Origin of the sequence: Natronomonas pharaonis DSM 2160, assembly GCF_000026045.1 — an archaeon.
Classification (GTDB): Archaea; Halobacteriota; Halobacteria; order Halobacteriales; family Haloarculaceae; genus Natronomonas; species Natronomonas pharaonis.
In genome coordinates this window covers 2,421,290-2,445,819 of the sequence record NC_007426.1, presented here as the reverse complement: position 1 = coordinate 2,445,819, position 24,530 = coordinate 2,421,290, and the positions used below count along the sequence as shown (strand labels likewise).

Here is a 24,530-nt window from a genome sequence, read left to right as displayed (position 1 = left end):
GGAAAGCAGCGTGTCACTCGGTACCGCAACGCTCTCCCCCACCCAAAGGCCCTTTTAATCTCCAACGCCTATCGACGGCTAATGTCGCATAGTCCCTCGCTTCCGGACCGGCCGACGCTCAACCTCGACCCCGAGATGTCCGAGGCCGAGCGCCTGGCCGCGCTTCGGAACCACTTCATCGAGGTTTCACAGGTCCACGAGGAGCTCGCGGACCAGCTAGAGGACGCCCGCGAGCGGCAATCGGAACTCCACGAGGAGGTCAGCGAGCTACAGGCCGAAAACGAGGCGCTGAAGACCTCGTCGCTGTATCTGGCGACCGTCGAGGAGCTGACCGACGACCAAGTGCTGCTCAAACAGCACGGAAACAACCAAGAGGTCATCACCGATGTCTCGCCTCGGCTTTACAACCAACTGGAGGCCGGCGACCGGGTCGCAATCAACGACTCCTTTGCCATCCAGACGGTGTTGGACGCCGAAACCGACGCCCGGGCACAGGCGATGGAAATCTCCGAGCGCCCGGATGTCGGATACGCCGACATCGGCGGCCTCGACGAACAGATTCGCGAGGTCCGTGAGGCTGTCGAGGACCCGCTAACCAACCCCGGCAAGTTCGAGGAGGTCGGCATTGAGCCGCCGACCGGCGTGCTTCTGCACGGGCCGCCCGGGACGGGGAAGACGATGCTGGCGAAGGCGGTCGCCAACCAGACCGACGCGACCTTCATCAAGATGGCCGGCTCCGAGCTGGTCCAGAAGTTCATCGGCGAGGGCGCACGGCTTGTCCGTGACCTCTTCGAGTTGGCCGCCGAGCGCGAACCCGCCATCATCTTCATCGACGAAATCGACGCTATCGCCGCCAAGCGGACGGAGTCAAAGACGTCCGGCGACGCCGAGGTCCAGCGGACGATGATGCAGCTGCTTTCGGAGATGGACGGCTTCGACCGACGCGGCGACATCTCGATTATCGCGGCGACGAACCGCTTCGACATGCTCGACCGCGCGATTCTCCGTCCCGGTCGCTTCGACCGGCTCATCGAGGTTCCGGAGCCGGACATCGAGGGCCGAACCCAGATTCTCCAGATTCACTCCCGTGGGATGCAGCTTGACTCGGCCATCGACCTCGCAGCTATCGCCGAAGAGACGGAGGGGTTCTCGGGGGCGGAGCTGGAAAGTCTCACTACGGAAGCCGGAATGTTTGCTATCCGTGATGGCCGCACTGAGGTCCGGCGCGAGGACTTCGACGACGCACTCGAAAAGATAGCCGAAGACGACGCCGCCGGGACGCCGATAGCCTTCTACTAACCTCGGCAGACGCTGTTATTCTGTTTCGACCGGCAGGAACCACTCGTCGTAGCCGTCGAGCTTCCCGTCGACCAAATCGAAGAACCGCTGCTGTATCTCCTCGGTGACCGGGCCGCGGCCCCCGTTGCCGATTTCGGTGTCGTCGACGCTCCGGATGGGCGTGACCTCGGCGGCCGTGCCGGTAAAGAACAGCTCGTCGGCGGTGTAGAGCTGTCCGCGGCCGATAGCGGCCTCGTCGTGGACGGTGTATCCGAGGTCACGCGCCAGTTCGATGACCGTATCGCGGGTGATGCCGTCGAGGATGGACTCCGAGAGCCCGGTCGTGTATATCTCGCCGTCGTTGACCATGAAGATGTTCTCACCGGGCCCCTCGGCGACCTTCCCCTCCTTGTTGAGGACGATTGCCTCGACGTAGCCGTTGCGGCGTGCCTCCTCGCCGGCCAGCATGGAGTTGATATACGGACCGGTCGCTTTCACGTTGGTCGGAATCTGGCTGGAGGCGTGTTTCCGCCACGTCGACACCATCACGTCGACGCCGTTTTCGATGGCGTCTTCACCGAGGTAGGCCCCCCACGGCCAGCAGGCGACCATCGTCTTTGTCGGGCAGTCTTCCGGCGAGACGCCCAGCGAGTTGTAGCCGTAGTAGACCAGCGGCCGGATGTAGCAGGATTCGAGGCCCTGCTCGCGGATGAGCCGCAGCGTCGCGTCGGTGATTTCCTCGTGTGTGTGGTCGATGTCGTGGTCGAGCACCTTCGCCGACTCGAAGAGCCGGTCGAGGTGTTCCTCCCAGCGGAACAGTGCCGGGCCATCCTCGGTATCGTAACAGCGCGCACCCTCGAAGACGCCGGTGCCGTAGTGCAGCGAGTGGGTCAGCACGTGGGTCTGTGCCTCGTCCCAGTCGACGAACTCGCCGTCCATCCAGATGGTATCGACGTCCATCTCCTCGAAAGCCATACTTCGCCTGTGGGCGGGGCGTGTAATGAGTGTTGACGATTCTTTGCCGCTTGCCCGGCCCGAATCCGGGGTCTTATGGCCCGACCGAACCTATGTAGCGTGATGGGAGTCCTCGAAGACAAAGCCCGCGCGCGGCTCTTCTACAAGTACCTCTCGAAGGCGTACGACACCATCAACCCCTTCATCTGGAACGAGGAGATGCGCGACGAGGCACTGACGTGGTTCGACATCGACGACGGCGACCGCGTGCTGGATGTCGGGTGTGGGACCGGCTTCGCGACCGAGGGGCTGTTGGAACACACCGACGATGTGTGGGGCCTCGACCAGTCGGCCCACCAACTTGCGAAGGCCTACGCCAAGTTCGGCAAACGTGGGACCGTCAATTTCCACCGCGGGGACGCCGAACGGCTTCCCTTCGACGACAACAGCTTCGACGCCTACTGGTCGTCGGGGTCCATCGAGTACTGGCCCAATCCCGTCGACGCGCTTGCGGAGGCCCGCCGCGTCACGAAGCCCGGCGGAACGGTGCTGGTCGTCGGCCCCGACTATCCGAACTCGACGCTGTTCCAGAAGCTCGCCGACGCTATCATGCTCTTCTACGACGAGGACGAGGCCGACCGGATGTTCGCGGCGGCCGGCTTCGAGACCTTCGAACACCGCATTCAGCAGCGCGCGCCCGGCACGCCGCGTGCGATTACGACGATTGCCGAGGTCCCCGACGAGAAATGAACCCGCGCAGAATGCGGCGGTAGGTAGTCGTTCGGACGGGTCACTACACTGTGCTAGCGGTTGTCTCCAGCCGCGCCAATCGGTGGTCACCCGCGTAGAGCCGTATCTCGACCGTCGAGCCGACGGTGACAGATGGCGCGTTCGTTTCCGCGACAGTTACGGTTGCTGTCTCTCCGGCCCGCCAGTCGCCGTTCCAGGCGCTGTTGAACGGCCCATCCGGGCCGCTCTCGAAGCCGTGGGCTGAAAAGAACGGCACCGGCGGCTGCTTGTCGAGCCGTTCGCCGTCGACGGAGACCCGCAGTCGTAGCGTTTCGGGAGTCAGCGGCTCGCCGCCGCGGTGTGTCAGCCGGAGCTCTCCGTCCGCCCCGGCCGAGGCGTCGATGGTCGCCGACGGCGGCGGTGCGGCAACATCGGTCGGAACCGCACCGCCGACGGCCGCAGCAAGTGCGACGACAACGCCGACGAGACAGACGACGGCGACGATAGGAGCGACCGCACGGTCGGACATGGCCTGTCTGGCGCGCTATCGCATAAAAAGCCCGGGCTACAGCTCGGTCTCAAGCGAGACCGAATCGCCGCCGTGACTCGCGGTCACCGTCACTGCGCCACGGGGGCTGACCGTCCACAGTTGCCCGTCGTCGGCTGTTCCGATTTCGGATTCGTTGACGCGCACTGTCGCCGGTACGTCATCTCCGGTATCCGCATCGACAACCTCGATGCCGAGCGGACCGCCGCCGCGGGTCGCGTTCACCTGCAGCGCCAGCCCGTTGTCGCTCGCTTCGTAGGTCGTCGCGGGCATCGACTCGGGGTCAAGCCGGTGGGTCTCGTGGATGATGTCGGCCGACCCACCATCGAGGTAGGCCATGAGTTCGCCCTGCGTGTGCGGAATCTCGAACTGGTAGATGCGAGTCGGCGGGTGGTCGGAGTTGAACAGGGAGATACTCGTCCCGCTCCGGGCGTCGTCGACCCATGGGTACAGCTCTTGGAACCGCGACAGCGCGAGCACGGTATCATCATCGTAGCGGTCCTCTATATGGACCGTCTGTGCCGTGGGGTCTACGGCCTCGCGGACGTAGGTACCGTCATCGACGGTGGCGAGTACGACCGCCTCCTCGCGGGTGTCGACGTTGACCCGCACCGGCTCGTCGCCGCCGAGCGCAGCAGCCGTTCGCTCCCGGACCGGCCCCTGCAACCGCAGCAGTTGTGCGGCGTCGGTGGCGACTTGCTGCTGGGCTTCGTCGCTCAGGTGTGTCTCTGCGTCGTCTCTGAGCCAGTCGGCTGTCGTCGCTGTTCTGTCTGCCGCTCTGTCGATTGCCGCAATCCGCGAGAGGAACTCCCGTTCGCCTATCGCCCCGTCGTTGTATTCGGCGATAGCCGTCCGCTCGGCCGCGATGAGGGCGTCGGCGCGCTCGTCGAGCCGAGTAGCCGCATCGGCGGCAATGTCGTTTCGCTCCGCATCGGTCGTCGCTTCCTCGAACGCCGCTACGAGCGACTCTTGGCGGAATTCGCTTCTGATGGTGTCGCTGTTTGTCCCCACTGCGGAGGAGACATCGACGATGACTGTCTCTTGGCCGCTCCGGTCGATTGTACCGGGCGGCGGGTCAAGATACTCGGCGGTGTCGCCCTCCGAGACAATCGACAGCAGCCGGTCGGACTCACCGTCAGTCTGTGGTAGGGGTGCGTCCGTGGCCGACACCGTCGGCTCGGCGGCCGACGCCCCGTCCGGCGAATCGGCGGCGATGACGACGCCGCCGAGGGTGGCCACGCAGATGAGGAGGGCACAGAGGACTGCTCGGGCACCGTTCATATGGAGCCCCTGTACGCCGACGAATAAAAATCCGCCCGTACTCGCCCGCCTCGAAATGGCGGGCGCACAGTTGCCGAGACGCTTTATCAACCGTTGAGACGTTTTATCTCGCGATGGAAAGGGTTTTGCCCTGCGGGTGTCCACACATTACCCAATGCGGTGTCGGGTTCCCGTCCTCGTCTGTGCCCTCCTCCTGTGTCTGGTAGCCGCCGGTGCCGCCCCGGCTCTCGCCCAGCCCGACGCCGAGGAGACGCACTTCGAAGCACAGTTGCAAGACGACGGCGACGCCGAGTGGACGATAGCCGTCTCTGTCCCGTTCACCAACGAGACCGACCGCGACAGGTTCGACTCCTTCGCCGAAGCGTTCGAAGCGGGCCGTGAGGATTTAGACCCCGGACACGGGGCGTTCCAGCGGGCCGCCGCCGAAGCCGAGCGGGCGGCCGACCGTGAGATGGCCGTTACCGCTCCACGCCGGGACAGCGCAATCGTCGAAGACGAAAACGGCACGGAGTACGGCGAGCTCCGCGTTACGTTCGTCTGGGAGTCGTTCGCCCGTATCGACGACAACGGGACGCTCTATGTCGACGATGCGTTCAACACCACGAACGGCCCGTGGCTCCCCGGTCTCGAAGACGACCAGTCGCTTACGATTGCGGCCCCGCCCGGTTACGCCGGCCCGACGACCTCGCCGATTGGTGCCGAAGAAGGAGACCTCCACTGGGAGGGGCCGGAGACGTTCGGCCCCGGCTACTTCACCATCGTCTACCCGCAGTCGTCGCCCGGGCCGGCTCCCGATGTCGGGATATCGACGATGCTTCTGTGGGGCGCGTTGCTGTTGAGCGGCGCAGCCCTACTGCTGGGCCTGTACCTGCTTGTCGCCCGCCACTGGCCGCCAACTGGTCGCCGCAGCGGGTCGGGAAGCGAAGAAACACCACCGGACGCCTCCGCCGATAGTCCCCCGCCCGGCGGCGCGTCAGCGGAGCCGACCTCCGACGACGCTGCCGGAAGCGACGCCGAGACGGCGGACGACGAAATCGACATGGAACTGCTCTCCGACGAGGAGCGCGTCGAATACCTGCTTGAACAGAACGGCGGGCGGATGAAGCAGGCCAACATCGTCAAGGAAACCGGCTGGTCGAACGCGAAGGTCTCACAGCTACTGTCGTCGATGGCTGACGAGGACCGGGTTGACAAACTCCGCATCGGCCGGGAGAACCTCATCAGCCTGCCCGGTGAAGGTATCGACGATATCGACACCAACGACAAGTAGGCCGAGCGCGGCATGCGCACGTTTTTAATCGATGCCGGACACAATCGGTGTATGTCCGACCCGGGTAGATTCGACAGTTTCGGCGACGACGACGAACGCGACGACACCAACGACGGCGACGACTTCGAGGCGGTTTCGGCGACCCCGGTCGGTACCGACCGTGGTATCGGGACCATCTCGGCCTCTGCGGGGCTGCGTATCAGTGAGGACGATGATGACACCCGGCTGCGTGCCTACGTCACCGCCGACAACCGTCATGATATCCGCATCGGGAGCTACCTCGTTGCGGCCTACCCGGACGGCGAGCGGCTTTTCTGCCGGATTGCGGCGCTCGAATACGAACGCGAGTTCCGTGCCGACGACGCGACCGAGATTCATGCCCGCCGGGCGATGCGAAGCGACGGCATCGACGAACACGATTACAAGTTCATGGCGACGCTGGAGCCCGTTGCCGTGCTCTACGAAGAGGACGGTGACCTCAAACGCCGGATGACAGACCGGGTGCCAAAGCCCGAGACAGTTGTCAGAGAGGCGGTCGACGATACCGAAATCAAGACCGGGCTCAAGATTCCGGAGGCGGGCGTCTTCGTCGGCCATCTCTCCGTCGGCGGCCAGAAGGTCAAGACGGCCGCCAGCCCGCCGACCATCGACTATCGGCTAAAGGACGACGACGACGCCGGTGACCCGCTCGTATTCCGACATACGCTCGTCGCTGGCGGGACCGGCTCTGGGAAGACCCACACCGCCAAGAACATTCTACGGCAGTATCTCGCCGCTGACCGCCGTTACGACATCGGCGACGGCCGCGAACGCGCACCTGCGCTCGTCCAGTTCGACCCCCAAGACGAGTACGCACAGCTCCACGACGACAACCCCGACATCGGAACCGAGTTCAGGCGACGGCTCGAGCGGGAGGCTATCGCCCACGGCGGTGTCGACGACACGAAGGCGTTCGTACCGGCCGTCGACGGCACGTCGTATGCTGCTTCCCACCACCGCGCCGAGCAGGTCGAGTTCTCGATTCCGTTCTCGATGGTCCATGACAACCCGTGGCTCGTCGCCGGCAGCGGGCTCAACGACAACCAGTACAACGCGCTCGTCAGCGTGCTGTTGAAGCGGTTCAAGCGACAGTTCGGCGACGGCGGCACCTACGAGCAGTTCCGGTCGTTCCTCGATGACCCGGCGCTTCGGGAGGAACTCGACGAATCCGGCAAAGTCCATGAAGCGACCTTCGATGCCGTTCGACGGCGCATCAGCGGCTTCAGCCACATCTTCGATGGCGATGCGCGCCCGATTACGGACCTCGTCTCGGAGTTCGTCCGGCCCGGCGGCGTCACCACGGTGCCGACCTACCACATCAACGACTCGCGGGCGACGACGACCGTGGTTCTTGCGGTCGCCTCGCTCATCGTCGACGAAAAGCTCTCCAACGACCCGACACACGACCGCATCAAGGAGACGCCGCTCGTCTTGGGGATGGACGAGGCGCACAACTTCCTGACCGACGCCGACAGCGTCCAAGCCGACCGCGTTATCGGCAAGTTCGCCGAGGCGGCAAAGCAGGGCCGCAAGGAACGGCTTGGCCTCTTTCTCATCACGCAGGACCCACAGGATATCGCCGACCCCATATTCAAGCAAATAAACACGACTGTCGTGCTGAATCTCGGCGACGAGGACGCCATCAAGGCCGTTAACATCCCCTCGAATTTGGAAGGAAAAGTCCCCTACATGGAGCAGGGACAGATGGTGGTCTACTCGCCGGACAACTCCGAACCGGTCGAGCTCCGTGGGCTTTCGAACTGTCTGACCCGCCACGGAAGAGACTGACCGGCCGCGGCGACAGCAGCCGGGATTCGGAGGTGGCTTTTTGTCTGCCGGCCCGCTCGGTTCGGTATGCGCGTTCTCGTACCGATGGACGGCTCCGAGCAGTCGTGGACGGCCTTCGAACACGCGGCCGACGAGTTTCCGGAGGCGACGCTGGTCTGTCTGCGGGCTATCGACCCCTCGAAGGCCGGCTATGGGGCCGGTATGGAAGCCGGCGGCGTCGCCCGCGTTCTCGATGCCGAACGGGACGCCGCCAACGACATGCTCGAACGGGCCGTCGAACGCGGCGACGACCGCGGGGTTTCAGTCGCGACGGCCGCCGAAATCGGTCGTCCAGCACGGGTTATCATCGACGCTACCGAAAACGAAGACATCGACCACGTCGTCATCGGGAGCCACGGCCGGGACGGCATTTCCCGAATACTGCTCGGCAGTGTCGCCGAGACAGTCGTTCGCCGGTCGCCAGTACCCGTAACGGTCGTCCGGTGAGGTCAGTCCTCTCGCTCCGTTCGCACCCCCCGAACAGCCAGCAGGACACAGCAGACGCCCAACCAGCGCGCCGCACGGACGAACCCATCGGTCCACTCGACGCTGTCGCCGTCCTCGTAGGCGAGTCGGGCCCCGAACGCGAGATACTGTCGTGGCGCGGCGACCACGACTGCGCCGACCGCGCCCACGACGTACAGTAGTCCGGTGTAGGCTCTCCCACCGACCACGGCAAGAGCGGCGTAAACGAGTCCCTCGGCTCTGACCCCGGAGCGAAGCCACGGTCTCGGCGTGTACTCGCCGGGCGATTCGAGTGCGATTGCTTCGAAGGCATCGAGCACAGCGTCAGGAAACAGTGCCATTACCGCACCGAGCATACCGAATAGTGTTCGTGACATGTGTTGACATACTCTGACGCCGCTCATAAATCATCCGGCGGCACGGTCGTCACCCCTAATACGGCCGGCCCCTCACAGTACAGGTATGGAATGGCGACTATTCGCCAACCTCGCTGAGGCTGCCGGGACGAAACGCGTCGAGGTCGATGCCGCCCCCGGCGACACGTTCGGGGACGCCTTCGAGCAGCTGCTTGCGGCCCACCCGGACCTCGAAGCTGAGGTGCTCGACGAAGACGGCGAGTTGCGCGACCACATCCGCGTTCTCAGAAACGACCGGAACCCGTTCGTCTCGGATGACGGGTTCGAGACGACCCTAGAGGAGGGCGACGAACTCGCACTTTTCCCCCCGGTGAGCGGTGGCTAACGTATATCAAGCGGCTCTTTGAGCCACCACAAGCCACTCATCTACTGGCCATCGACGGTCGTGTATGAAGCTTCACAGGCGGACAGCGCTTCGGCTCGCCGGTGTCGGCGTTGGCACCGCGGTTGCCGGCTGTCTCGACCCCGAAACGGACAACGGCGAGACTAACGGTATCACGACCGAGACGATGCCGCTTGCGGTGCGGACCGGCCGCCCAGCGTGGGACCGAGACGACGCCGTCGGAAACGTCGTCGTTATCGACGACGATGACCGCCAGCAGGCAGTTTTCGGCCGGTACGATGATGCCGTCGGCGAGGACCGCAGCGACGAGTTCCAGTCGTTTCTCGAGAACATCGACTACGGAGACGAGCGGCTCGTCGTCGTCGAGTCTGTCGGCCCGAACGCCTGCCACGACCGACTCGAAATCGCAGACAGCCGTCTCGACGACGGTGAACTGGTCGCACGCGCCGATGTCATCGATACCAGCGAGGAGGAGACCGCCTGTGCCGAGGTCGTCACCTACCCATCGGCGCTGCTTCGGGTCACATTCGAGGACGACCCGGCCGATACGGCTGCCGTTGCGGTGACCAACGGGTGGGGCGAGACGGCGACTGTCGTCGGAACGGCCGACGACCCGCTGGGACCGACGGTTGCTGACCTTACGGGGCACGTACGCCCTGACGACGACCCCGAACCGGTTCCTCCGCTCGACTGCGACGCCGAAGAGGTTGAGCGCCACCCGCAGGGCGTTGATGAGGCCGAAATCGAGTGGGGGACGGTCGAAGCAGATAGCGACCCAGCCCTTGCGCTTCGCGTCGACGAACCGGCCTACGAATACGGCGAAACGGCGACAATCCGGTTGACAAACGTTGCCGACCGATTTGTCGATACCGGCAATAGAAACAAGTACAATCTGCAGGTCTCCACCGACGACGGCTGGCAGGACGTTCGCGTTGCCGACGCCGACCGACCGATGGGGTACACCGACGAGGAAATCGTCCATTCGCCGGGCGACGGCTTCGAGTGGCAGGTCGAACTCACCGAGGAAGCCATCGAAGAAAAATCGATTCACGACCTTGCGGTCTGTCCGGAGCTCCCGGCGGGTCGATACCGGTTCGTCTTCTGGGGTGTCATCGGCGGCGGTGTCGCCGTCGCCTTCGACCTCAGCCGATAACCGGCTACATTAGTCGTCGGCCGGCGCGGCTGAGTCGCCCGCCGAGACGCCCGTTCCGGGGCCGACATCGATACCGAGTTCGTCGAGTCTCTCGTCGGGGACGACGCCGTCGACCCAGCCACGGGTCTCGTAGTATTCGTTTTTCAGCTCTTCGAGTTCGACGAGGCTGCCCTCGCTGCCGCCCTGCCCGGGGACCGCTCCCTCACGGCCCTCAACGAAGCGGTCCGGGAGGTCGTCATCGCTGCCATCGAAGCCGGCCAGGTTGTTGTAGTAGCGTTCGAGCGTGTAGATACGCTCGCCGGCTTCGAGTAGTTCCTCCTCGCCGACATCGCGGCCGGTCATCCCGTTGTACTGGGTGACGTACTCCTCGATGCCCTCGGCGAATGCGTTGAACTTGCAGATATCGAAGCTGTCGCTGATAGCGTGCATGTCTTGGAAGGTCGCTGTCAGCTCGCCTTTGCCCTCCCACTCGACGGGGTCGACCTTCTCCGGAATGCCGAGAATCTCGGCGGCGGGGGTGTATCCGCGCAGGTGGCAGGCGCCGCGGTTCGATGTCGCGTATGCGATTGCCATCCCCTTCATGCAGCGGGGGTCGTAGGCGGCCATCGTCTGGCCCTTGACCGCCAGCGAGTTGTCGTGGGCGTCCATCCGGTCGGCGACGCGACGGGGCCCCTCGGCGAGCAGGTCCGCCAACTCGCCGTCACGGGTGGCGATTTTCGTTATCATCTCGACCATCTCCTCCGTGTCGCCCCACTCGATACCCTCGCCAAGCGAGTCGAGTTTGCCCTCCTCGGTCATCTCCATCGCCATCGCCAGCATGTTGCCGGCCTCGATGGTGTCGATGCCGTGGTCGTTGCACCGCTGTAACATCAGCGCGATTTCGTCACGCTCGGTGTGGCCGGAGTTGGGACCGAGCGCCCACGCCGACTCGTACTCGTAGGATTCAGTCCGGACGTTCAGCTCCTCGCCCTTATGAACGACATCGGCCTCGACTTCCTTCTTGCAGGCGACCGGACAGGAGTGACAGGTCGGCTCGTCGACGAGAATGTTCTCTCTGACGTTCTCGCCGGAGACCGCCTCAGCGTCGAAGCCCTCGTCACCGAAGCCGTCCTCGCGAGCATCGTTCGTCGAGGTGTATTTGGCGTTTCTGGTCGGGAGCCCCGACATCTCCTCGGTGGCGTTCATCAGGACGTTTGTCCCGTACAGCGAGAGCCCGCCCTCATTGGGCGCGGTGACCTCCGACTCCTGAATCAGCTCCATGGCCTGCTTGTGGCCTTCCGTGAACGTCTCGGGGTCGGCGGGCTTCGGCATGTCGGTTTTTGCCTTGACGACCACGGCCTTGAGATTCTTCGAACCCATCACACAGCCCGTGCCACCCCGGCCGGACGCTCGGTCGTCTTCGTTCATGATGCAGGCGTATCGGACGCCGTTTTCGCCGCCTTCGCCGATACCCATCATCGAGAGGTTCTTGCCGTAGGCGCCTTCATGTTCCTCTGCAAGGATATCCCGGGTCTCGTGGACCCCTTTTCCCCACAGGTGTGACGCATCGTGCAGCTCGACGGCACCGTCTTCGACGACGGCGTACACCGGCTTGTCTGCCGCACCCTCGAAGAGCACCCCGTCGAGGCCAGCCCACTTTAGGCGCGCGCCCGACCAGCCGCCGTGATGGCTGTCGGTTACTGTTCCGGTGAGCGGCGACTTCGTGCAGACGGCGATGCGGCCGCTCATCGTCACCTGTGTACCGGTCAGCGGTCCGGTCATGAACGCCAGCAGATTCTCCGGCCCCATCGGGTCGACATCTGGCCCTTGGTCGAAGACGTACTTGGCACCGAGCCCGCGCGCCCCGAGATATTTCTCGGCGTCTTTCTGGTCGATACTCTCGTAGGCGACATCGCCCTCCGAGAGGTCGATGCGTGCGATTCGGTCGTGGAACCCTCCTAAGTCAGTCATACGGTTACACCGCCTAGCTAGATGTCCCCAACCGAGGTAATACTTACCGTAGAGGAGTAACCAGTTTTGATTTCGCTGAACGACCACGCCGCTGAAGTACGCGTCGGCCGAACGGCGGCCATGACTCGACTCCGGCCCCGATGGGCCGCTGCCGCCGGGGGCTGGGCGGCAGTGTTGCTCGTCGCGTCCGTCATTGACCCCGGTGTCGCTGATGGCGGGACGACTATCCCCGGCGGCACTGCTGTCTTCCATGTCGGCGGCTACGCCGTCCTCGCAGTGGCTCTGTCCGCCGCTTTCCGGGCTGACGACCCTCGGAGGCTGCTCGTGGCAGTCACCGTCGCCACGCTCTATGGGGCCGCCATCGAACTGCTGCAGGGGCAACTCCCCTACCGGACGATGTCAGCGCTGGATGTCGGCTACAACGCCGTCGGGGCCGCCTTCGGAGCAACGCTCTGGTGGTGGCGGCTGCCCGGCGGCTGCTGTCGCTGAACGGGCAGTCGACACGGATTTACGGCCTGCCGGGCTAGGCCTGCCAATGAGTCAGCCGACGCCGGATACCTACGAAGACGGGCGCGGAATGGACGCCCACAACGAGGTGATGCGCGAGATTCGGGCGCGCAACGACGACACCTACGACCCGACGGAGCCGACGCGGGTGTGGCTCGACGAGGACAACACCCCTGACGGCGTATACCAGTCGCTTACGATTATTCTCAACACCGGCGGCTGCCGATGGGCACGCGCCGGTGGCTGTACGATGTGTGGATACGTCGCCGAGTCGGTCGAGGGCGGCAGCGTCGGCCACGAGAACCTGATGACCCAGATACAGCACTGTCTGGACCACGAGGCCGACAACGCCGACGAAAAGGCGGGACTCATCAAGATTTACACCTCCGGCTCGTTTCTCGACGAGCGGGAAATCCCCGCCGAGACGCGGGCGGCCATCGCCGAGACGTTCGCCGACCGCGACCGGATGGTCGTCGAGTCGCTGCCGGATTTTGTCGACCGTGAGAAGGTCGCCGACTTCACTGACCGAGGGCTCGAAACCGACGTGGCAATCGGACTGGAGACCGCGACCGACCGGGTCCGCCACGACGCCGTCAACAAATACTTCGACTTCGCAGAGTTCGAGGACGCCTGCGTTGAGGCGCAGGCGACTGGTGCGGGCGTGAAGGCGTATCTCCTGCTGAAGCCGCCGTTTCTCGCCGAGCCGGACGCTGTCGAGGACATGAAGCGGTCGGTGCGTCGGTGTGCGGCCGCCGACGGCTGTCACACCGTCTCGATGAACCCCTGTAACGTCCAGCGGCACACGATGGTCGAAGAACTCTACCACGACGGCGGCTATCGGCCGCCGTGGCTGTGGTCGGTCTGTGACGTGCTCGAAGCGACCGCCGACGAGGATGTCATCGTCGTTTCCGACCCGGTCGGCCACGGCTCCGACCGCGGCCCGCACAACTGCGGGGAGTGTGACGACCTCGTCCAGCGGGCTATCAAGGATTTCAACCTCAGACAGGACCCGTCGGTCTTCGAGGAAGTCGATTGTGAGTGTACCGCAACGTGGGAGTACGTGATGGAAAACGAGACGGCCTACAACCAGCCGCTTGTCAACTAGTCAGCGGAACCCTTCGAGTACGCCCTGTCCGTCCGTCGGACCGATATCCGGCAGCGACGCCCGCTCGGGGTGGGGCATCAGCACCGCGACGCTTTCGTGTTCGCCGAGGACGCCGGCGACGTTGTCCTTCGAGCCGTTGGGGTTTGCCGCGTCGGTGACATTGCCGTCGGCGTCACAATAGCGGAAGATGACTCGGTCCTCGTCGACGAGCGTTTCGAGTTCGTCGTCGGCAATTTCGAACCGCCCTTCGCCGTGGGCGATTGGTACCTCGATGACCTCGCCGTCCTCGTAGGCCTCAGTCCATGGCGTCTCGGCGTTCTCGACGCGTAGATACACCGGCTCACACTGGAAGCGGGCGCTGCGGTTCGTCGTGAACGCGCCGGGAGTGAGGTCGCCCTCAGAGCCGATTTGTGCGCCGTTGCAGACGCCGAGGACCGGCACGCCCGCCTCGGCTTGCTCGCGGACGTCGTCCATGATGGGCGCACGGGCGGCCATCGCGCCGGCTCGGAGGTAGTCGCCGTAGGAGAAGCCGCCGGGAATCATCACGCCTGTCGTCTCCTCGGGGAGGCCGTCCTCGTGCCAGACGATTTCGGCGTCGATGTCGAGATGTGCGAGCGCTCGCTCGGCGTCGCGGTCGCAGTTAGAGCCGCCGAAGCGAATGATAGCGACGGTCACGCCGATCCCTCCGTGGGCGAGGCGGGCGTCGGTAGCATTTGGATAGCGACGGTCATCTTAGGCTTCGGCGACGTCGACGTCGTAGTCGTGGATAGTCGGGTTCGCCAGCAAGCGCTCGGCCATCTCAGTGGCCCGCTCGCGGGCGCTTTCGGCGTCGTCGGCGTCGAGGTCGACTTCGAAGCGGTCCGAGGACCGGAGGTCTTCGAGTTCGAACCCGAGCCGTTCGAGGGCCTGCTGTGTCGTTTCGGCCTCGGGGTCGAGGACGCCCCGCTTCAGCCGGACGGTGACGGTCGCGGTGTAGGCGGTCATATCTGACGTGGCGTGTTCGTGCGTGAAAACGGTTGTGTATTCGGGGAGGTGTACACGTTCGTGGATACGACCGTCGGACTCGCGGACGTGTGTCTCCCTACCGGGGGAGAACCCGCCACAGAAGACGAGAACGTCGCCCTTTTGACAGCCGGCCCCCTGACAGCACAGTATGACTGGCCCGTTCAGCCCGAGTCGGAGGTGGCGGCCGTGACCCGAGAGTACACCGAAATTACGGTCGTCGGCGACGACGACACCGGTCTCATCGCCCGCGTGACGACGCTGCTCTTCGAGCGTGACATCAATATCGAGGACCTCGACCAGGCCGTCCGGGAAGGAATCTTCCGGATGACGATGTCCGTCGACACCGCAGGGATGTCCTGTACGGAGTCGGAGCTTCGGACGGCGCTTTCGGAACTGGGCGACGAACTCGGTGTCGACATTCAGGTGCGGTTCCCGGCCGACCGCGAGACACGGACCATCGCTGTTCTCGTGACAAAGGAGTCCCACTGTCTGGAGGCGCTCTTCGAGGCGTGGGCCGACGGCGAACTCGGCGCGGACATCAGCGTCATCATCGGCAATCACGACGACCTCGAACCGCTTGCCGACCACTACGGCGTCGACTTCTATAATATCGGCGACGAGAAGGGCACCCCCGACGAGGAGCGACTCCTCGAACTCCTCGACGACTACGACACCGACCTCATCGTCCTCGCGCGGTATATGCGGATTCTCAGCCCGAACGTCGTCTTCCGGTATGAGGACCGCATCATCAACATCCACCCGAGCCTGCTCCCGGCGTTCCCCGGTGCGGAGGCCTATCGGCAGGCCCGCGAGGAAGGCGTCCGCATCGCTGGCGTCACCGCCCACTACGTGACGACGGACCTCGACCAAGGACCGATAATCACCCAACGGGCGTTCAACGCACCCGCGGGCGCAAGTACCGAAGAGCTCGAACGCCGCGGCCAGCCGCTGGAGGCTGAGGCACTCTTGGAGGCCGTCCAACTCCACCTCGACAACGCGACCCACGTCTACCACGGCCGTACGGAACTGAGAGACGATGTCGACACCGACGACTACCAACTCGGGCTGCCGGAGTCCTTCGACGAGATGGTACCCGACCGTCCGGTCGACGGCCTCGGCGAGGCGGTCTCGGGCGACGACTGACCGTAGGTGCTCCACCCGAGTCAGGTAACCTCGTAGCCTTCCTGCCGGAGCAGGACAATCATTGTCACGCCCGAAATGAGGATGAGAAGTAGCGCCGGAACAGCGGCGTACCGATATGCGAGTGCTTCGTGTGCCTGCCACACCTTGATAACGAGTGTGTCCATGCCGATTGGTTGGAGCATCAGCGTCATCGGCAGCTCCTTCATCGTCGTGAGGAAGACAAGGACGGCCCCGGCGACGACACCTGGGGCTATCATCGGAAGCGTCACGCGGCGGAACGTCTCCAACCGTCCGGCGTTGAGCGTCCGTGCGGCTTCGATAGTCTCGTCGTCGACTTGGAGGACCGACGACCGGACGGTGCCGACCGCCTGCGGGAGGAATCGAATGACGTAGCCGAACACGAGCAGCCACACCCCCTCCCGGTACAACGACGGCAGCGTTCGCGTGCCGAGGAACACCAATGCCAGACCGATGACGACACCGGGGACCGCGAAACCGATGTACGTAGCACGTTCGAGGACTCGTGAAACGAAGGAGCTCGTCCGGCCCGAATAATACGCGACCGGCAGAGCGAACAGACACGCAACGAGTGCGGCGAGTAGCGCAAGATAGACCGAGTTGAACGCTACCTCGGTCTGGAATTCGAGGGCCGGGATCCGGTCTCCTTCGCTTCGGAACACCCAGGTAGTAAAGATTGCAACCGGGATGACAAGTGTAAGCACGCCGAGCAACGAGACGAAGCCCATCGCCGGCCACTTCCAGTGGCCGAGCATGATAGTCGCCCCGCTTCCGCCCCCGCCGCTGGCGTCTTCGTCCCGGCCGATGCCGGCCTCAATAACGAGCACGATGGCGACGATAGAGACTAGCTGCAGCGCGAGCAACGCGGCGTACTCGACTTGAAACCCGCTGAACTCCCCGTATATCCGGCTTGTGAACACACGAGCCTGCATGAACGCGGGCGTTCCGAAGTCAGAAATCGCATACAGCCCTGCCAGTAGCGCCCCGGCCGCGATACCGGGTCTGATGTTCGGCAGTGTCACGTCGCGGAACGCTTTGACGGGGCCATGATTGAGCGTCCGGGCGGCGTCTACGAGTCGACTGTCCATCGAGACCAGCGCGGCCCGCGTCGTCAGAAAGACGTACGGATACGTGTAGAGGGTGATGATGAAAACAGCCCCCCATAGCCCGTCGATTCGCGGAATCGTCATGCCGAACAGAGAATCAATCTCGCCCCCAGAACCGAACATCGAGACAAACGCAATCGCACCGATGTAGCTCGGGATGACGAGCGGCAGCGCGGCGACGACTGTCCAGAACCGCGGGTACGGGAGGTCAGTTCGGACTGTCAGCACTGCAAGCGGAACGCCGAGCAGTATTGAAAAGCCGGTGACCGACACCATCAACACGATGCTGTTGAGGGTAATCTCTGCGGTCCGGAGAGAGAACATCAGGTCGTATGCCCGTCCAAGCTCGACCGTTGTGGCCTGCCAGACCAGCCAGAGCATCGGTGAGACGACAAGTGCGGCGAGGATGGCGCTAAGCAACGCGAGGCCGACCATCCAAGGGTCGATGCGCTCCTTAATCGAACCGCTTGGTGGTGATTCGTCCGACTGGCGTTGTTCCGTCATTGGTGTGATAGTGTCTTTCTTCAGCAGATGCGGCCGATATCCCACGGCTGTCCGGCCACTGTGTTCCGCTGTACCGTCGTGCGGTCCCATGCGAAAACGGCGGTATGTCCGTGTGATTACCGTCGTTTTCTGCTCGCCGAGCGAATTACGCCGATTTTCGGTTCCGCCCGGCCTAAGGCTTTGGATTACTCTCTACGTGAGCGGGCCAACCTTCTGTTCTATATGCGCTGTCTAGACGACACGGGCGTGGGCAGTTCGCCACGGAGCTGGAACCTGTCCCGAGCCTCCACCGGGCTCGGGAGATTCCGGACGCGGTAAAACGGTGATACGAAGCGGGTGTTTCGAAGGCTGTTAGACCGGAAGCATCCCTTCGTCTTCGAGGAGCTCGCGCGCGCCCTGAAGCTCCATATCGAACTCTGAGAGGTCAAACGTCGGCGAGTTGAGTTCGTCGGGGCCGGGCAGCGGACCGACGTAGTCGACACCGTCGATGACAGGGAACTCGCCGTTGTCCTCCATCATGAACTCCTGGCCCTCGACGGCGACCAGGTGGCGCACGAACTCAGCGACGAGTTCGGGGTCATCAACGTTGGCCGTCGCAGCAACACCGGCCACGCTGAACAGAGCGCCCGGGTCATCCTGTGTGAACGCAACGCGGAGCGGCGCGTCGGGGTTTTCGTTGACGATGCGAGCCCCGTAGTAGCTGTTTCCGAGCCCGATTATCGGATCGTCGTCCCCACCGCGGTTGATCGCCTCCGCGTGGCTACTGCCGCTCGTGAATAGCTGTGGGTCCTGGTCCATGAAGTCGCTAACCCACTGGCGGGTCGTTTCTTCGCCTTCGAGTTCGACCATCGACTGAATGAACCCGCGGAAGGTCCCCGAGTTCGGACGTGTTGCGATAATGCCTTCGAACCGTGGATCTTCGGCGTACGAGAAGATGTCGTCCGGAAGCTCGTCCCAACTGTCGAACGGTGTCTCGTCGAGACGGTCACTGTTGTACAGAACCGACCGGACGCGGCCACTGACGCCGGTCCAGTGTCCGTCGGGATGCCGGTAGCTTCCCGGAACGGTGTCGATGACATCCTCCGGAAGCACCTGTGTAAGACCGTTGTCGGCGACTGCCTGCAGTGCGCCGGGGTCTTGTGAATAAAACACGTCCGCCGGCGTTGCCTCGCCTTCCTGCATCAACTGGTTGACTTGTGCGTCGTTGTCGTCGTAGTCGCGGTTAATCGTTAGCCCGCTGTACTCGTTTTCGAGTTGCTCGAACACAAGGTCGATTTGGTCGGGCGTCCGCCCCGAATAGACGGTGATCTCGCCTTCAAGGTCACCGAGGTCGTCCCACGAAACGCCTGCGGGTTCTACCGGCTGGCCGAGCGGGGATGCACCGGCGACGCTGTCAGCGCCCCCGTTGCCGTCGCCGTTGCCGGTGCCGTTGCCGGTGCCGTTGCCGGTGCCGTTGCCGTCACCGTTGCCGTTGTCAGTACATCCGGCGAATGCGGCAACACCGGTTGCCGCTGCGCCTACAATGAATGCTCGCCGCCCGGTGAACCGACCGTCGTTACCGTCAGTCTGTCGCTGCTGACTCATACATGTAGTTTTAGGTCGGCCTAAAGCATATATAGCTATCGATATCTGTCCCGAAAAGAGAACGATTTGGCCAGGAAAAACGGCTACTGGGCACCGCTTTGTCGACTTCTAACCCGTCCACGTCTTCCACCGTGGTTCGTTTTGGCTATCCTAAAAGCTTGTAACTGACGATATTTTGGCTACCCTAAGAGTCTTGCCACGGGACACCCGCGGCTTGCTGTCAGTACGGTCTTGCTCCAAACACGGTGCAGAAACAGTGCCGTCCTTTCAGGCCGCGTGGCCGCCGTTCTCGTCGTCGGTGTGAATCTCCGGCGGTTCCCGTATCTTGCCGTACGCCCAGATGAACCCGAAGACAATGGCGAGCGTCGTGACGATACCCAGCAGTACGACCGCCATCACGGGGTCGAGAATCTGTAGGGGGGTCATATCCGGCCGTTCTACAGCCGATAATAAAAACACCCGGGATTCGTCCGCCTACAGTTTCCTGACCGTTTCGACGGCCTCTGAAAGCGGCGGCGCGCTGAACAGCTCCCGGTCGATGTAGGCGTTCGTGCCGGCGGTGTACATGTCCCGAACGGCATCGATAACGTGGTCGTCGAGCGGCTCCGGCTCCGTCTCACAGAGCTCCCGCCAGTCGGCGACGTCTTCGGCCTTTGCCCGCTCTTTGGCCTCGCCGACCGCCTCGACCCACTCGGACTGGGTCCGCTTGTGGTACTGGCGGACGACCTCCTTGGAGAGCTGTTGGCCGTCGTGGGAAAAGCGGTTCTCGTCGAAGGTGCCGACCACGTCGGCGACCCGGATTTCGCCGTCGAAATACAGGCACTCGATTTTGCCGTCCTCGTGTTTCAATCCGGCTTCGGCAGCCGTCTCGGTGACGATGGTGTTGACATCGCGGGCTACCGATTCGAGGTCGTCAATGTCGGCCTTGCCGGCGATGTAGTCGGCGTTCGACCGCGAGAGATACCGGTCGGACTCCTCGAACTTCGTCGAAAACTCCACGACTGGCTCCGGCAAATCGACCGGCTCGTCGGGCCACTCCTCGTAGTCGAGGCCGAACGCTTCGGGGTCGGCCCGCGAGCGCAGCGACGAGCCGACTGGGACCGTGTTTCGGAAGACGATTTCGAGCGGAATCAGGTAGTTCTCTCCGGCGTCGGCGTGGAACGCCTCGTAGTCGTACTCGCGGCCGTCGTGCGGCAGGTCGGGGACCTGCGTGAGTTCGATCGCCATTTCCCGGGGTGGTGAGACCGCCTCCGACAGTGCGACAACCTCGCCGCCGCTGACGACGCCGCGGTAGTGGGTCGGGATGCCTTCGGCCTCCAGCCGCTCGAAGTTCGCCGCGCCCATCGCACACAGCGACGCACCCTTGTTGGGTATCGAGTCGGGCATCTTCCCCCAGTCGAACACCGAGTAGTCATCGGTGAAGACGAACGCTCCGGCACCGAGGTCCGTTTCCGTTGCCGGCTCCTCGATGCGGAACTCCTTGACGCTGGTCATTACCGGGTGAGAATCCGCGTGGCCGGAAAGGCGTTTCTATCGCGAAAGCGGGCTGCGGTGGCCGGTCAGGGGAGATACCGGACACTGACGACACCGGGTTCGCTGCGGATTTCGACGCGTTCGACGCCCAGCTTCGCGGCCCGGACCAGCGTCGCTTCGTCGTCGAGAACATCCTCAACGGCCGGCTCGGTTTGGTCTTCCGGAACCGAAAGGACGTGTATCTCGCCGGTGCCGGCGCGTTCTTCGGTCGCCATCTCGCCGGTCGGCTGCTCGGCGGCCATCGCCCGCTCCTGTTGGGTCGGCGGTTCCGGGCTTTCCTCGATGGAGAGTTGCCGGCGCGTCTCGATGTCGACAAGCTGGTAGGCCACTTCCATCGGCGGCTCGGGGGCGACCGTCCCCTCGATGACGTCTCGGACCTCGACGCCGGGGTTGTCGGCCAGGGTGTGGACCTGTCCGCGGTCGACGTCTTTCAGCACCGCCGACGCTTCCTCAGCGTGCGTGACTAAAAAACAGCCTTCCTGGGCGTTCATATCCACTCGAACGGTATCGATGCCCTTCGGCGTTTCGCGGGAGCCGCTAGCACGTCTCCGACCGTCCGCTCACCGTCAACGCCTTGGCGGTCGCCGCCGGTGACCGGAACATGAACGTCGATTTCGGTAACGCCCTCGCCGCCGAGGCCGTCACTGGCGTCTCCGAGGCGTCATTAGAGCGGCTCGACGACCGTGTCGCCGACGCCCACGACCGCATCGAAGCGAACATCGAAGCCCGGCGCTTCGGCTATGCGAGCCTCGCACTCCCGACTGATACCGACCCCGACGCCATCTATGAGGCTGTCTCGGGGTTCGACCCTGAGGCAGTACTGACCGTCGGCATCGGCGGCTCGGCGCTCGGCGCTGAAACGATTACGGCAGCGCTGGGTGCCGAGAGTCACTACACGCTCGACAACGTCGACCCGGCCCCCACCCGTCAACTGCTCGATGAGCTCCCGCTCTCGTCGACGCTCGTCAACGTCGTCTCGCGGTCGGGGACGACCGCCGAGACGCTGGCGAACTTCCTCGTCGTCCGTGAAGCGATGGCCGACGCAGGCGTCGATTGGACCGACCGGACGGTCGTCACGACCGGCGCGGAGGGGCCGCTGCGGACGCTCGCCGACGCCCACGACCTGCCGTCGTGTACGGTTCCCGAGGGCGTTCCCGGCCGTTTCTCGGCGCTTTCGGCTGTCGGGCTTTTGCCTGCAGCCGCGCTCGGCTGCGATATCGAAGCCGTTCTCGCGGGCGGCGCGGCCGGCCGTGAGTCGCTTGCGCCGTCGCTTTTCGAATCGCCGGCCTACGCTTACGGTGCGGTCGCTTACGCGACCGAACAGCGCGGGGCGACGACCAACGCTATCGTCCCGTACGCCGAGCAGCTCGAACCGTTCGCTGAGTGGTTCGCCCAGTTGTGGGCTGAAAGCCTCGGTAAGGACGGCCTCGGACAGACGCCGGCCCGGGCGCTCGGCGCGACCGACCAGCATTCGCAGCTGCAACTGTACCGCGCCGGTCGGAAGGACAAGCTTGTCACGCTCGTCCGCCCGCGAGAGCGGGCGGGCGTCGACATCCCCGAGACGGATATCGACGCGCTGTCGTATCTCGGCGGGGAATCGCTGGAGTCGCTGCTTGATGCCGAATTCGAGGCGACCGAGGCGTCGCTGGCCGCCGCTGGACAGCCGAACGTCCGCATCGAACTCGACAGCCTCGACGCCCACGGCGTCGGCGAACTGCTCTACGGGATGGAAGCCGCCTGTATTCTCTACGGCGAACTGCTGGGCATCGAGACGTTCACACAGCCGGCCGTCGAGTGGGGCAAACGCGCCGCCCGCGGACTCCTCGGCGGCGGTGATTTCGAGGAAGCCGAAGCGGTCGCGGACAAGACCGTCCGACGCGTCGAGTGACCGCCGCTACCACATTCCGACGACATCGGCGTAGCTGACCATGAACACCGTGGCGTTGTAGACGCCGTGTGCGACCGCGACGACGACCAGATTCTCGGTGTACTCGTAGGCGGCCCCGAGCACCGCACCCAGCGGCAACAGCAGAAAAACGACTGTCACGAGCGTTCCGAGCGGGTTCGCCGGGTCGAGATACGCCAGCACGTGGACGACGGCGAAGACGACACTCGCGATAGCGACGGCGTTGACGACATCGAACCGCTCTCTGAGACGGGTCTGGATGATGCCTCGGTAGACGAACTCCTCTGCGGGGCCGACAACGAGTATCGAAAGCGGAACGAACGCCAACGCGACCGCCGGGTTCACCTCAATGACGTCGGCGACGCCGTGTTCGGCAAGCGGCAGTCCGAGCCGGTCGACGACCTCCGGCAGCGCTATCGCGAGCACGCCCAACAGCCCCAGCGTCACGACCGTCGCGACGATATCGCGCACCGACGGCAGCCGGGCACGGACATACGACAGCGGCAGTTCGTGGCGGACGAGATACAGGAGCCCTGCGGCGGCAAGCCCGCTGTACGTCCCAAGCGAGAACACGAGTTGGCCGGCTGGTGCCTCCGGGTCGAGTCCCAGCGGCTGGCCGAGGAGCCAGAAAACTACGATGCCGGTCAACATGCCGACAATGAGTGCCCCAGCGCCGACGGCCGTCATGTCGGCGACGACCCGCCACTTGGGCCGGCCGCCGTAGCGTCGGTCCATACCCGCCGTAGCGGTCACCGATAGATTAAGGTTGTTTGTCGCTCCGGCGTCCGCCGTCCGTCTGACGCATCTTTATGCCAATAGGTAACACACGTCATTACATGCCGGAGTACACGCTCGAATGCGACGACCAGCAGGCCCAGCAGGTCCAGCGGTTGGCGGTCCGGCATGGACTGACCGAGCGGGAGGTACTTGAACAGCTCGTGGCGGTCGGGCTTGAGGAGTTGGACTGATTCCACCAGTCCCCAAACTGGCCGCCTCCGACTACCGCGTGACAGCGCGGGCTTGGTACCTACCCGGATATCCGAGGACAGCCTCAGGGACGTTTCCGTTCGAGGTCGCTGCCACATATTTGGCAGCGCTCGTGGTGTTCGTCGAAGGTCCGGCCGCAACCCTGACACTGGTAGTTCCAGTCGCGGCGCTCGTCGATGCCCTCCTGTGCGATGACTTCGACTGCCGTATCAAGCTTGTCGGCGACGTTCTGCATCGCGTAATCGTCGGTGACGAGGACGCCGTCAAGTTCGAAGGCCGTCGCGAGTAGGCGAATGTCGGTTCGAGAAAGCGTTTCGGCGTCGCCGGTCTCGCGGGCGGCCCGCTTGACGCGCTCGACCGTCTCCGGGTCCGGGATGTGAATGCGCATTCCAGACCCTTCGAGCGCGTCGAAGCGATAGCCGGCTTCGGATTCGAGTTCTTCGCGGACGAGCGGAATCGTCGCGAGCTGTTCGTCAGTCGTGTAGTCGTTGATAAACGCCGACGAATCGAGAACGTGCATCGAAAATCAGCGAGCGACGACGACAGTATCTTTGACGGCCTGCACGCGGCTGACCGGGATTCGATAGTTGCCCTGTTCGTCCCGCTCGAATTCAAGGTCGCCGGCCCGCTCGCCGGGCTCGATGACGAGGTCCTGTAGTGTCCCCGTCTTCAGGTCCATCGTGATGTTGTAGAGGGTGCCGAGGCTGGCACCGTCCGACCCCATTACCTCCTTCTCCGAGAGGTTCTCGGCGAGTATGTCTACCATACGCCCCGGTTGTGCTTTCTGGGCTATCAACGTTCGGGTCCACAGCGTTCGTCACCTTCGGGGTCGCTGTGGGCGCGTGTAGGGGGGTCGCCAGCGAGCCGACATTGAAACCGT

At 64.0% G+C, this 24,530-nt stretch carries 27 protein-coding genes; 12 read left to right on the top strand and 15 right to left on the bottom strand.

Translation table 11 applies throughout. From position 1 onward, the window contains the following. The first annotated feature begins 81 nt into the window (after positions 1-81). Positions 82-1,299: a proteasome-activating nucleotidase Pan2 gene (gene pan2 / locus NP_RS12405; protein WP_011324220.1), complete on the top strand. Its 1,218-nt coding sequence runs from the start codon at positions 82-84 to the stop codon at positions 1,297-1,299. 15 nt (positions 1,300-1,314) lie between these two features. Here pan2 and NP_RS12400 read toward each other — a convergent pair whose 3' ends face one another. Next, positions 1,315-2,253, bottom strand: a complete 939-nt coding sequence (locus NP_RS12400) for a branched-chain amino acid transaminase (RefSeq protein WP_011324219.1) — start codon at positions 2,251-2,253, stop codon at positions 1,315-1,317. A 102-nt stretch (positions 2,254-2,355) separates the two neighbouring features. Between NP_RS12400 and NP_RS12395 the strand changes: the two genes are divergently transcribed. Next, positions 2,356-2,982, top strand: a complete 627-nt coding sequence (locus NP_RS12395; RefSeq protein WP_011324218.1) for a methyltransferase domain-containing protein — start codon at positions 2,356-2,358, stop codon at positions 2,980-2,982. A 43-nt stretch (positions 2,983-3,025) separates the two neighbouring features. Here NP_RS12395 and NP_RS12390 read toward each other — a convergent pair whose 3' ends face one another. Together NP_RS12390 and NP_RS12385 are read right to left on the bottom strand one after the other, a co-directional pair. Then, positions 3,026-3,490: a type IV pilin gene (locus NP_RS12390; RefSeq protein ID WP_011324217.1), complete on the bottom strand. Its 465-nt coding sequence runs from the start codon at positions 3,488-3,490 to the stop codon at positions 3,026-3,028. Between the two features lie 36 nt (positions 3,491-3,526). Further along, positions 3,527-4,789, bottom strand: a complete 1,263-nt coding sequence (locus NP_RS12385) for a DUF7096 domain-containing protein (protein ID WP_011324216.1) — start codon at positions 4,787-4,789, stop codon at positions 3,527-3,529. A 154-nt stretch (positions 4,790-4,943) separates the two neighbouring features. Between NP_RS12385 and NP_RS12380 the strand changes: the two genes are divergently transcribed. From NP_RS12380 to NP_RS12370, 3 genes are all read left to right on the top strand, one after another. Further along, positions 4,944-6,059, top strand: a complete 1,116-nt coding sequence (locus tag NP_RS12380; RefSeq protein WP_011324215.1) for a helix-turn-helix transcriptional regulator — start codon at positions 4,944-4,946, stop codon at positions 6,057-6,059. A gap of 51 nt (positions 6,060-6,110) precedes the next feature. Then, positions 6,111-7,886, top strand: a complete 1,776-nt coding sequence (locus NP_RS12375; RefSeq protein ID WP_011324214.1) for an ATP-binding protein — start codon at positions 6,111-6,113, stop codon at positions 7,884-7,886. 66 nt (positions 7,887-7,952) lie between these two features. Beyond that, positions 7,953-8,372, top strand: a complete 420-nt coding sequence (locus NP_RS12370) for a universal stress protein (protein WP_011324213.1) — start codon at positions 7,953-7,955, stop codon at positions 8,370-8,372. A gap of 2 nt (positions 8,373-8,374) precedes the next feature. Here the strand turns inward: NP_RS12370 and NP_RS12365 are convergent, their stop codons facing one another. Then, the gene (locus tag NP_RS12365) at positions 8,375-8,767 is read right to left on the bottom strand and encodes a hypothetical protein (protein WP_065813943.1); all 393 of its coding nucleotides are present in this window, start codon (positions 8,765-8,767) and stop codon (positions 8,375-8,377) included. 85 nt (positions 8,768-8,852) lie between these two features. On the opposite strand from NP_RS12365, the gene NP_RS12360 reads away from it, so the two are divergent. Together NP_RS12360 and NP_RS12355 are read left to right on the top strand one after the other, a co-directional pair. Beyond that, the gene (locus NP_RS12360; protein WP_011324211.1) at positions 8,853-9,131 is read left to right on the top strand and encodes a ubiquitin-like small modifier protein 1; all 279 of its coding nucleotides are present in this window, start codon (positions 8,853-8,855) and stop codon (positions 9,129-9,131) included. 64 nt (positions 9,132-9,195) lie between these two features. Beyond that, on the top strand, positions 9,196-10,302 hold the full coding sequence (locus tag NP_RS12355) for a hypothetical protein (RefSeq protein WP_011324210.1): 1,107 nt from the start codon (positions 9,196-9,198) through the stop codon (positions 10,300-10,302). Between the two features lie 9 nt (positions 10,303-10,311). On the opposite strand, the gene NP_RS12350 is transcribed toward NP_RS12355, so the two are convergent. Continuing rightward, a complete protein-coding gene (locus NP_RS12350; protein ID WP_011324209.1) occupies positions 10,312-12,252 on the bottom strand; it encodes an aldehyde ferredoxin oxidoreductase family protein in 1,941 nt (646 codons plus the stop codon). 120 nt (positions 12,253-12,372) lie between these two features. Between NP_RS12350 and NP_RS12345 the strand changes: the two genes are divergently transcribed. Both NP_RS12345 and NP_RS12340 read left to right on the top strand, forming a co-directional pair. Then, a complete protein-coding gene (locus tag NP_RS12345; RefSeq protein ID WP_011324208.1) occupies positions 12,373-12,741 on the top strand; it encodes a VanZ family protein in 369 nt (122 codons plus the stop codon). A 46-nt stretch (positions 12,742-12,787) separates the two neighbouring features. Continuing rightward, positions 12,788-13,864, top strand: coding sequence for an archaeosine biosynthesis radical SAM protein RaSEA (locus NP_RS12340; protein ID WP_011324207.1), 1,077 nt, complete (start codon positions 12,788-12,790; stop codon positions 13,862-13,864). On the opposite strand, the gene purQ is transcribed toward NP_RS12340, so the two are convergent. Together purQ and purS are read right to left on the bottom strand one after the other, a co-directional pair. After that, on the bottom strand, positions 13,865-14,539 hold the full coding sequence (gene purQ / locus NP_RS12335; protein WP_011324206.1) for a phosphoribosylformylglycinamidine synthase I: 675 nt from the start codon (positions 14,537-14,539) through the stop codon (positions 13,865-13,867). A 57-nt stretch (positions 14,540-14,596) separates the two neighbouring features. Continuing rightward, a complete protein-coding gene (purS, locus tag NP_RS12330) occupies positions 14,597-14,848 on the bottom strand; it encodes a phosphoribosylformylglycinamidine synthase subunit PurS (RefSeq protein WP_011324205.1) in 252 nt (83 codons plus the stop codon). A gap of 198 nt (positions 14,849-15,046) precedes the next feature. On the opposite strand from purS, the gene NP_RS12325 reads away from it, so the two are divergent. Further along, positions 15,047-16,012, top strand: a complete 966-nt coding sequence (locus NP_RS12325; RefSeq protein WP_011324204.1) for a formyltetrahydrofolate deformylase — start codon at positions 15,047-15,049, stop codon at positions 16,010-16,012. A gap of 20 nt (positions 16,013-16,032) precedes the next feature. Here the strand turns inward: NP_RS12325 and NP_RS12320 are convergent, their stop codons facing one another. From NP_RS12320 to NP_RS12305, 5 genes are all read right to left on the bottom strand, one after another. After that, positions 16,033-17,640, bottom strand: a complete 1,608-nt coding sequence (locus NP_RS12320; protein ID WP_011324203.1) for an ABC transporter permease — start codon at positions 17,638-17,640, stop codon at positions 16,033-16,035. Between the two features lie 351 nt (positions 17,641-17,991). Beyond that, a complete protein-coding gene (locus NP_RS12315) occupies positions 17,992-19,224 on the bottom strand; it encodes an iron ABC transporter substrate-binding protein (RefSeq protein ID WP_011324202.1) in 1,233 nt (410 codons plus the stop codon). A gap of 267 nt (positions 19,225-19,491) precedes the next feature. Further along, entirely contained in the window at positions 19,492-19,650 is a 159-nt protein-coding gene (locus NP_RS14645; RefSeq protein ID WP_011324201.1) for a hypothetical protein, read from the bottom strand. Positions 19,651-19,698: 48 nt separating this feature from the next. Beyond that, positions 19,699-20,718, bottom strand: coding sequence for a phosphoribosylaminoimidazolesuccinocarboxamide synthase (locus NP_RS12310; protein ID WP_011324200.1), 1,020 nt, complete (start codon positions 20,716-20,718; stop codon positions 19,699-19,701). Between the two features lie 65 nt (positions 20,719-20,783). Further along, a complete protein-coding gene (locus NP_RS12305; protein WP_011324199.1) occupies positions 20,784-21,248 on the bottom strand; it encodes a DUF5812 family protein in 465 nt (154 codons plus the stop codon). Positions 21,249-21,358: 110 nt separating this feature from the next. Between NP_RS12305 and NP_RS12300 the strand changes: the two genes are divergently transcribed. Beyond that, positions 21,359-22,645 carry a glucose-6-phosphate isomerase gene (locus NP_RS12300; protein ID WP_011324198.1) on the top strand — a complete coding sequence of 429 codons (1,287 nt, stop codon included), beginning with the start codon at positions 21,359-21,361 and terminating at the stop codon, positions 22,643-22,645. Positions 22,646-22,651: 6 nt separating this feature from the next. On the opposite strand, the gene NP_RS12295 is transcribed toward NP_RS12300, so the two are convergent. Continuing rightward, complete coding sequence (locus tag NP_RS12295; protein WP_011324197.1) at positions 22,652-23,398, bottom strand: CPBP family intramembrane glutamic endopeptidase; 747 nt, start codon at positions 23,396-23,398, stop codon at positions 22,652-22,654. A gap of 101 nt (positions 23,399-23,499) precedes the next feature. On the opposite strand from NP_RS12295, the gene NP_RS12290 reads away from it, so the two are divergent. After that, entirely contained in the window at positions 23,500-23,631 is a 132-nt protein-coding gene (locus NP_RS12290; protein ID WP_148215463.1) for a CopG family transcriptional regulator, read from the top strand. A gap of 83 nt (positions 23,632-23,714) precedes the next feature. On the opposite strand, the gene NP_RS12285 is transcribed toward NP_RS12290, so the two are convergent. Together NP_RS12285 and NP_RS12280 are read right to left on the bottom strand one after the other, a co-directional pair. Further along, entirely contained in the window at positions 23,715-24,170 is a 456-nt protein-coding gene (locus NP_RS12285; RefSeq protein ID WP_011324195.1) for an NOB1 family endonuclease, read from the bottom strand. A 6-nt stretch (positions 24,171-24,176) separates the two neighbouring features. Then, positions 24,177-24,416 (bottom strand): PRC-barrel domain-containing protein, encoded by a 240-nt coding sequence (locus NP_RS12280; protein ID WP_011324194.1) that lies wholly within the window; start codon positions 24,414-24,416, stop codon positions 24,177-24,179. Positions 24,417-24,530 lie beyond the last annotated feature (114 nt).

Coding starts and splice junctions, on each gene's coding strand:
- pan2 (WP_011324220.1), top strand. CDS start 82: ATGTCGCATAGTCCCTCGCTTCCGGACCGGCCGACGCTCAACCTCGAC.
- NP_RS12400 (WP_011324219.1), bottom strand. CDS start 2,253: ATGGCTTTCGAGGAGATGGACGTCGATACCATCTGGATGGACGGCGAG.
- NP_RS12395 (WP_011324218.1), top strand. CDS start 2,356: ATGGGAGTCCTCGAAGACAAAGCCCGCGCGCGGCTCTTCTACAAGTAC.
- NP_RS12390 (WP_011324217.1), bottom strand. CDS start 3,490: ATGTCCGACCGTGCGGTCGCTCCTATCGTCGCCGTCGTCTGTCTCGTC.
- NP_RS12385 (WP_011324216.1), bottom strand. CDS start 4,789: ATGAACGGTGCCCGAGCAGTCCTCTGTGCCCTCCTCATCTGCGTGGCC.
- NP_RS12380 (WP_011324215.1), top strand. CDS start 4,944: ATGCGGTGTCGGGTTCCCGTCCTCGTCTGTGCCCTCCTCCTGTGTCTG.
- NP_RS12375 (WP_011324214.1), top strand. CDS start 6,111: ATGTCCGACCCGGGTAGATTCGACAGTTTCGGCGACGACGACGAACGC.
- NP_RS12370 (WP_011324213.1), top strand. CDS start 7,953: ATGCGCGTTCTCGTACCGATGGACGGCTCCGAGCAGTCGTGGACGGCC.
- NP_RS12365 (WP_065813943.1), bottom strand. CDS start 8,767: ATGTCACGAACACTATTCGGTATGCTCGGTGCGGTAATGGCACTGTTT.
- NP_RS12360 (WP_011324211.1), top strand. CDS start 8,853: ATGGAATGGCGACTATTCGCCAACCTCGCTGAGGCTGCCGGGACGAAA.
- NP_RS12355 (WP_011324210.1), top strand. CDS start 9,196: ATGAAGCTTCACAGGCGGACAGCGCTTCGGCTCGCCGGTGTCGGCGTT.
- NP_RS12350 (WP_011324209.1), bottom strand. CDS start 12,252: ATGACTGACTTAGGAGGGTTCCACGACCGAATCGCACGCATCGACCTC.
- NP_RS12345 (WP_011324208.1), top strand. CDS start 12,373: ATGACTCGACTCCGGCCCCGATGGGCCGCTGCCGCCGGGGGCTGGGCG.
- NP_RS12340 (WP_011324207.1), top strand. CDS start 12,788: ATGAGTCAGCCGACGCCGGATACCTACGAAGACGGGCGCGGAATGGAC.
- purS (WP_011324205.1), bottom strand. CDS start 14,848: ATGACCGCCTACACCGCGACCGTCACCGTCCGGCTGAAGCGGGGCGTC.
- NP_RS12320 (WP_011324203.1), bottom strand. CDS start 17,640: ATGACGGAACAACGCCAGTCGGACGAATCACCACCAAGCGGTTCGATT.
- NP_RS12315 (WP_011324202.1), bottom strand. CDS start 19,224: ATGAGTCAGCAGCGACAGACTGACGGTAACGACGGTCGGTTCACCGGG.
- NP_RS14645 (WP_011324201.1), bottom strand. CDS start 19,650: ATGACCCCCCTACAGATTCTCGACCCCGTGATGGCGGTCGTACTGCTG.
- NP_RS12310 (WP_011324200.1), bottom strand. CDS start 20,718: ATGACCAGCGTCAAGGAGTTCCGCATCGAGGAGCCGGCAACGGAAACG.
- NP_RS12305 (WP_011324199.1), bottom strand. CDS start 21,248: ATGAACGCCCAGGAAGGCTGTTTTTTAGTCACGCACGCTGAGGAAGCG.
- NP_RS12300 (WP_011324198.1), top strand. CDS start 21,359: ATGAACGTCGATTTCGGTAACGCCCTCGCCGCCGAGGCCGTCACTGGC.
- NP_RS12295 (WP_011324197.1), bottom strand. CDS start 23,398: ATGGACCGACGCTACGGCGGCCGGCCCAAGTGGCGGGTCGTCGCCGAC.
- NP_RS12290 (WP_148215463.1), top strand. CDS start 23,500: ATGCCGGAGTACACGCTCGAATGCGACGACCAGCAGGCCCAGCAGGTC.
- NP_RS12285 (WP_011324195.1), bottom strand. CDS start 24,170: ATGCACGTTCTCGATTCGTCGGCGTTTATCAACGACTACACGACTGAC.
- NP_RS12280 (WP_011324194.1), bottom strand. CDS start 24,416: ATGGTAGACATACTCGCCGAGAACCTCTCGGAGAAGGAGGTAATGGGG.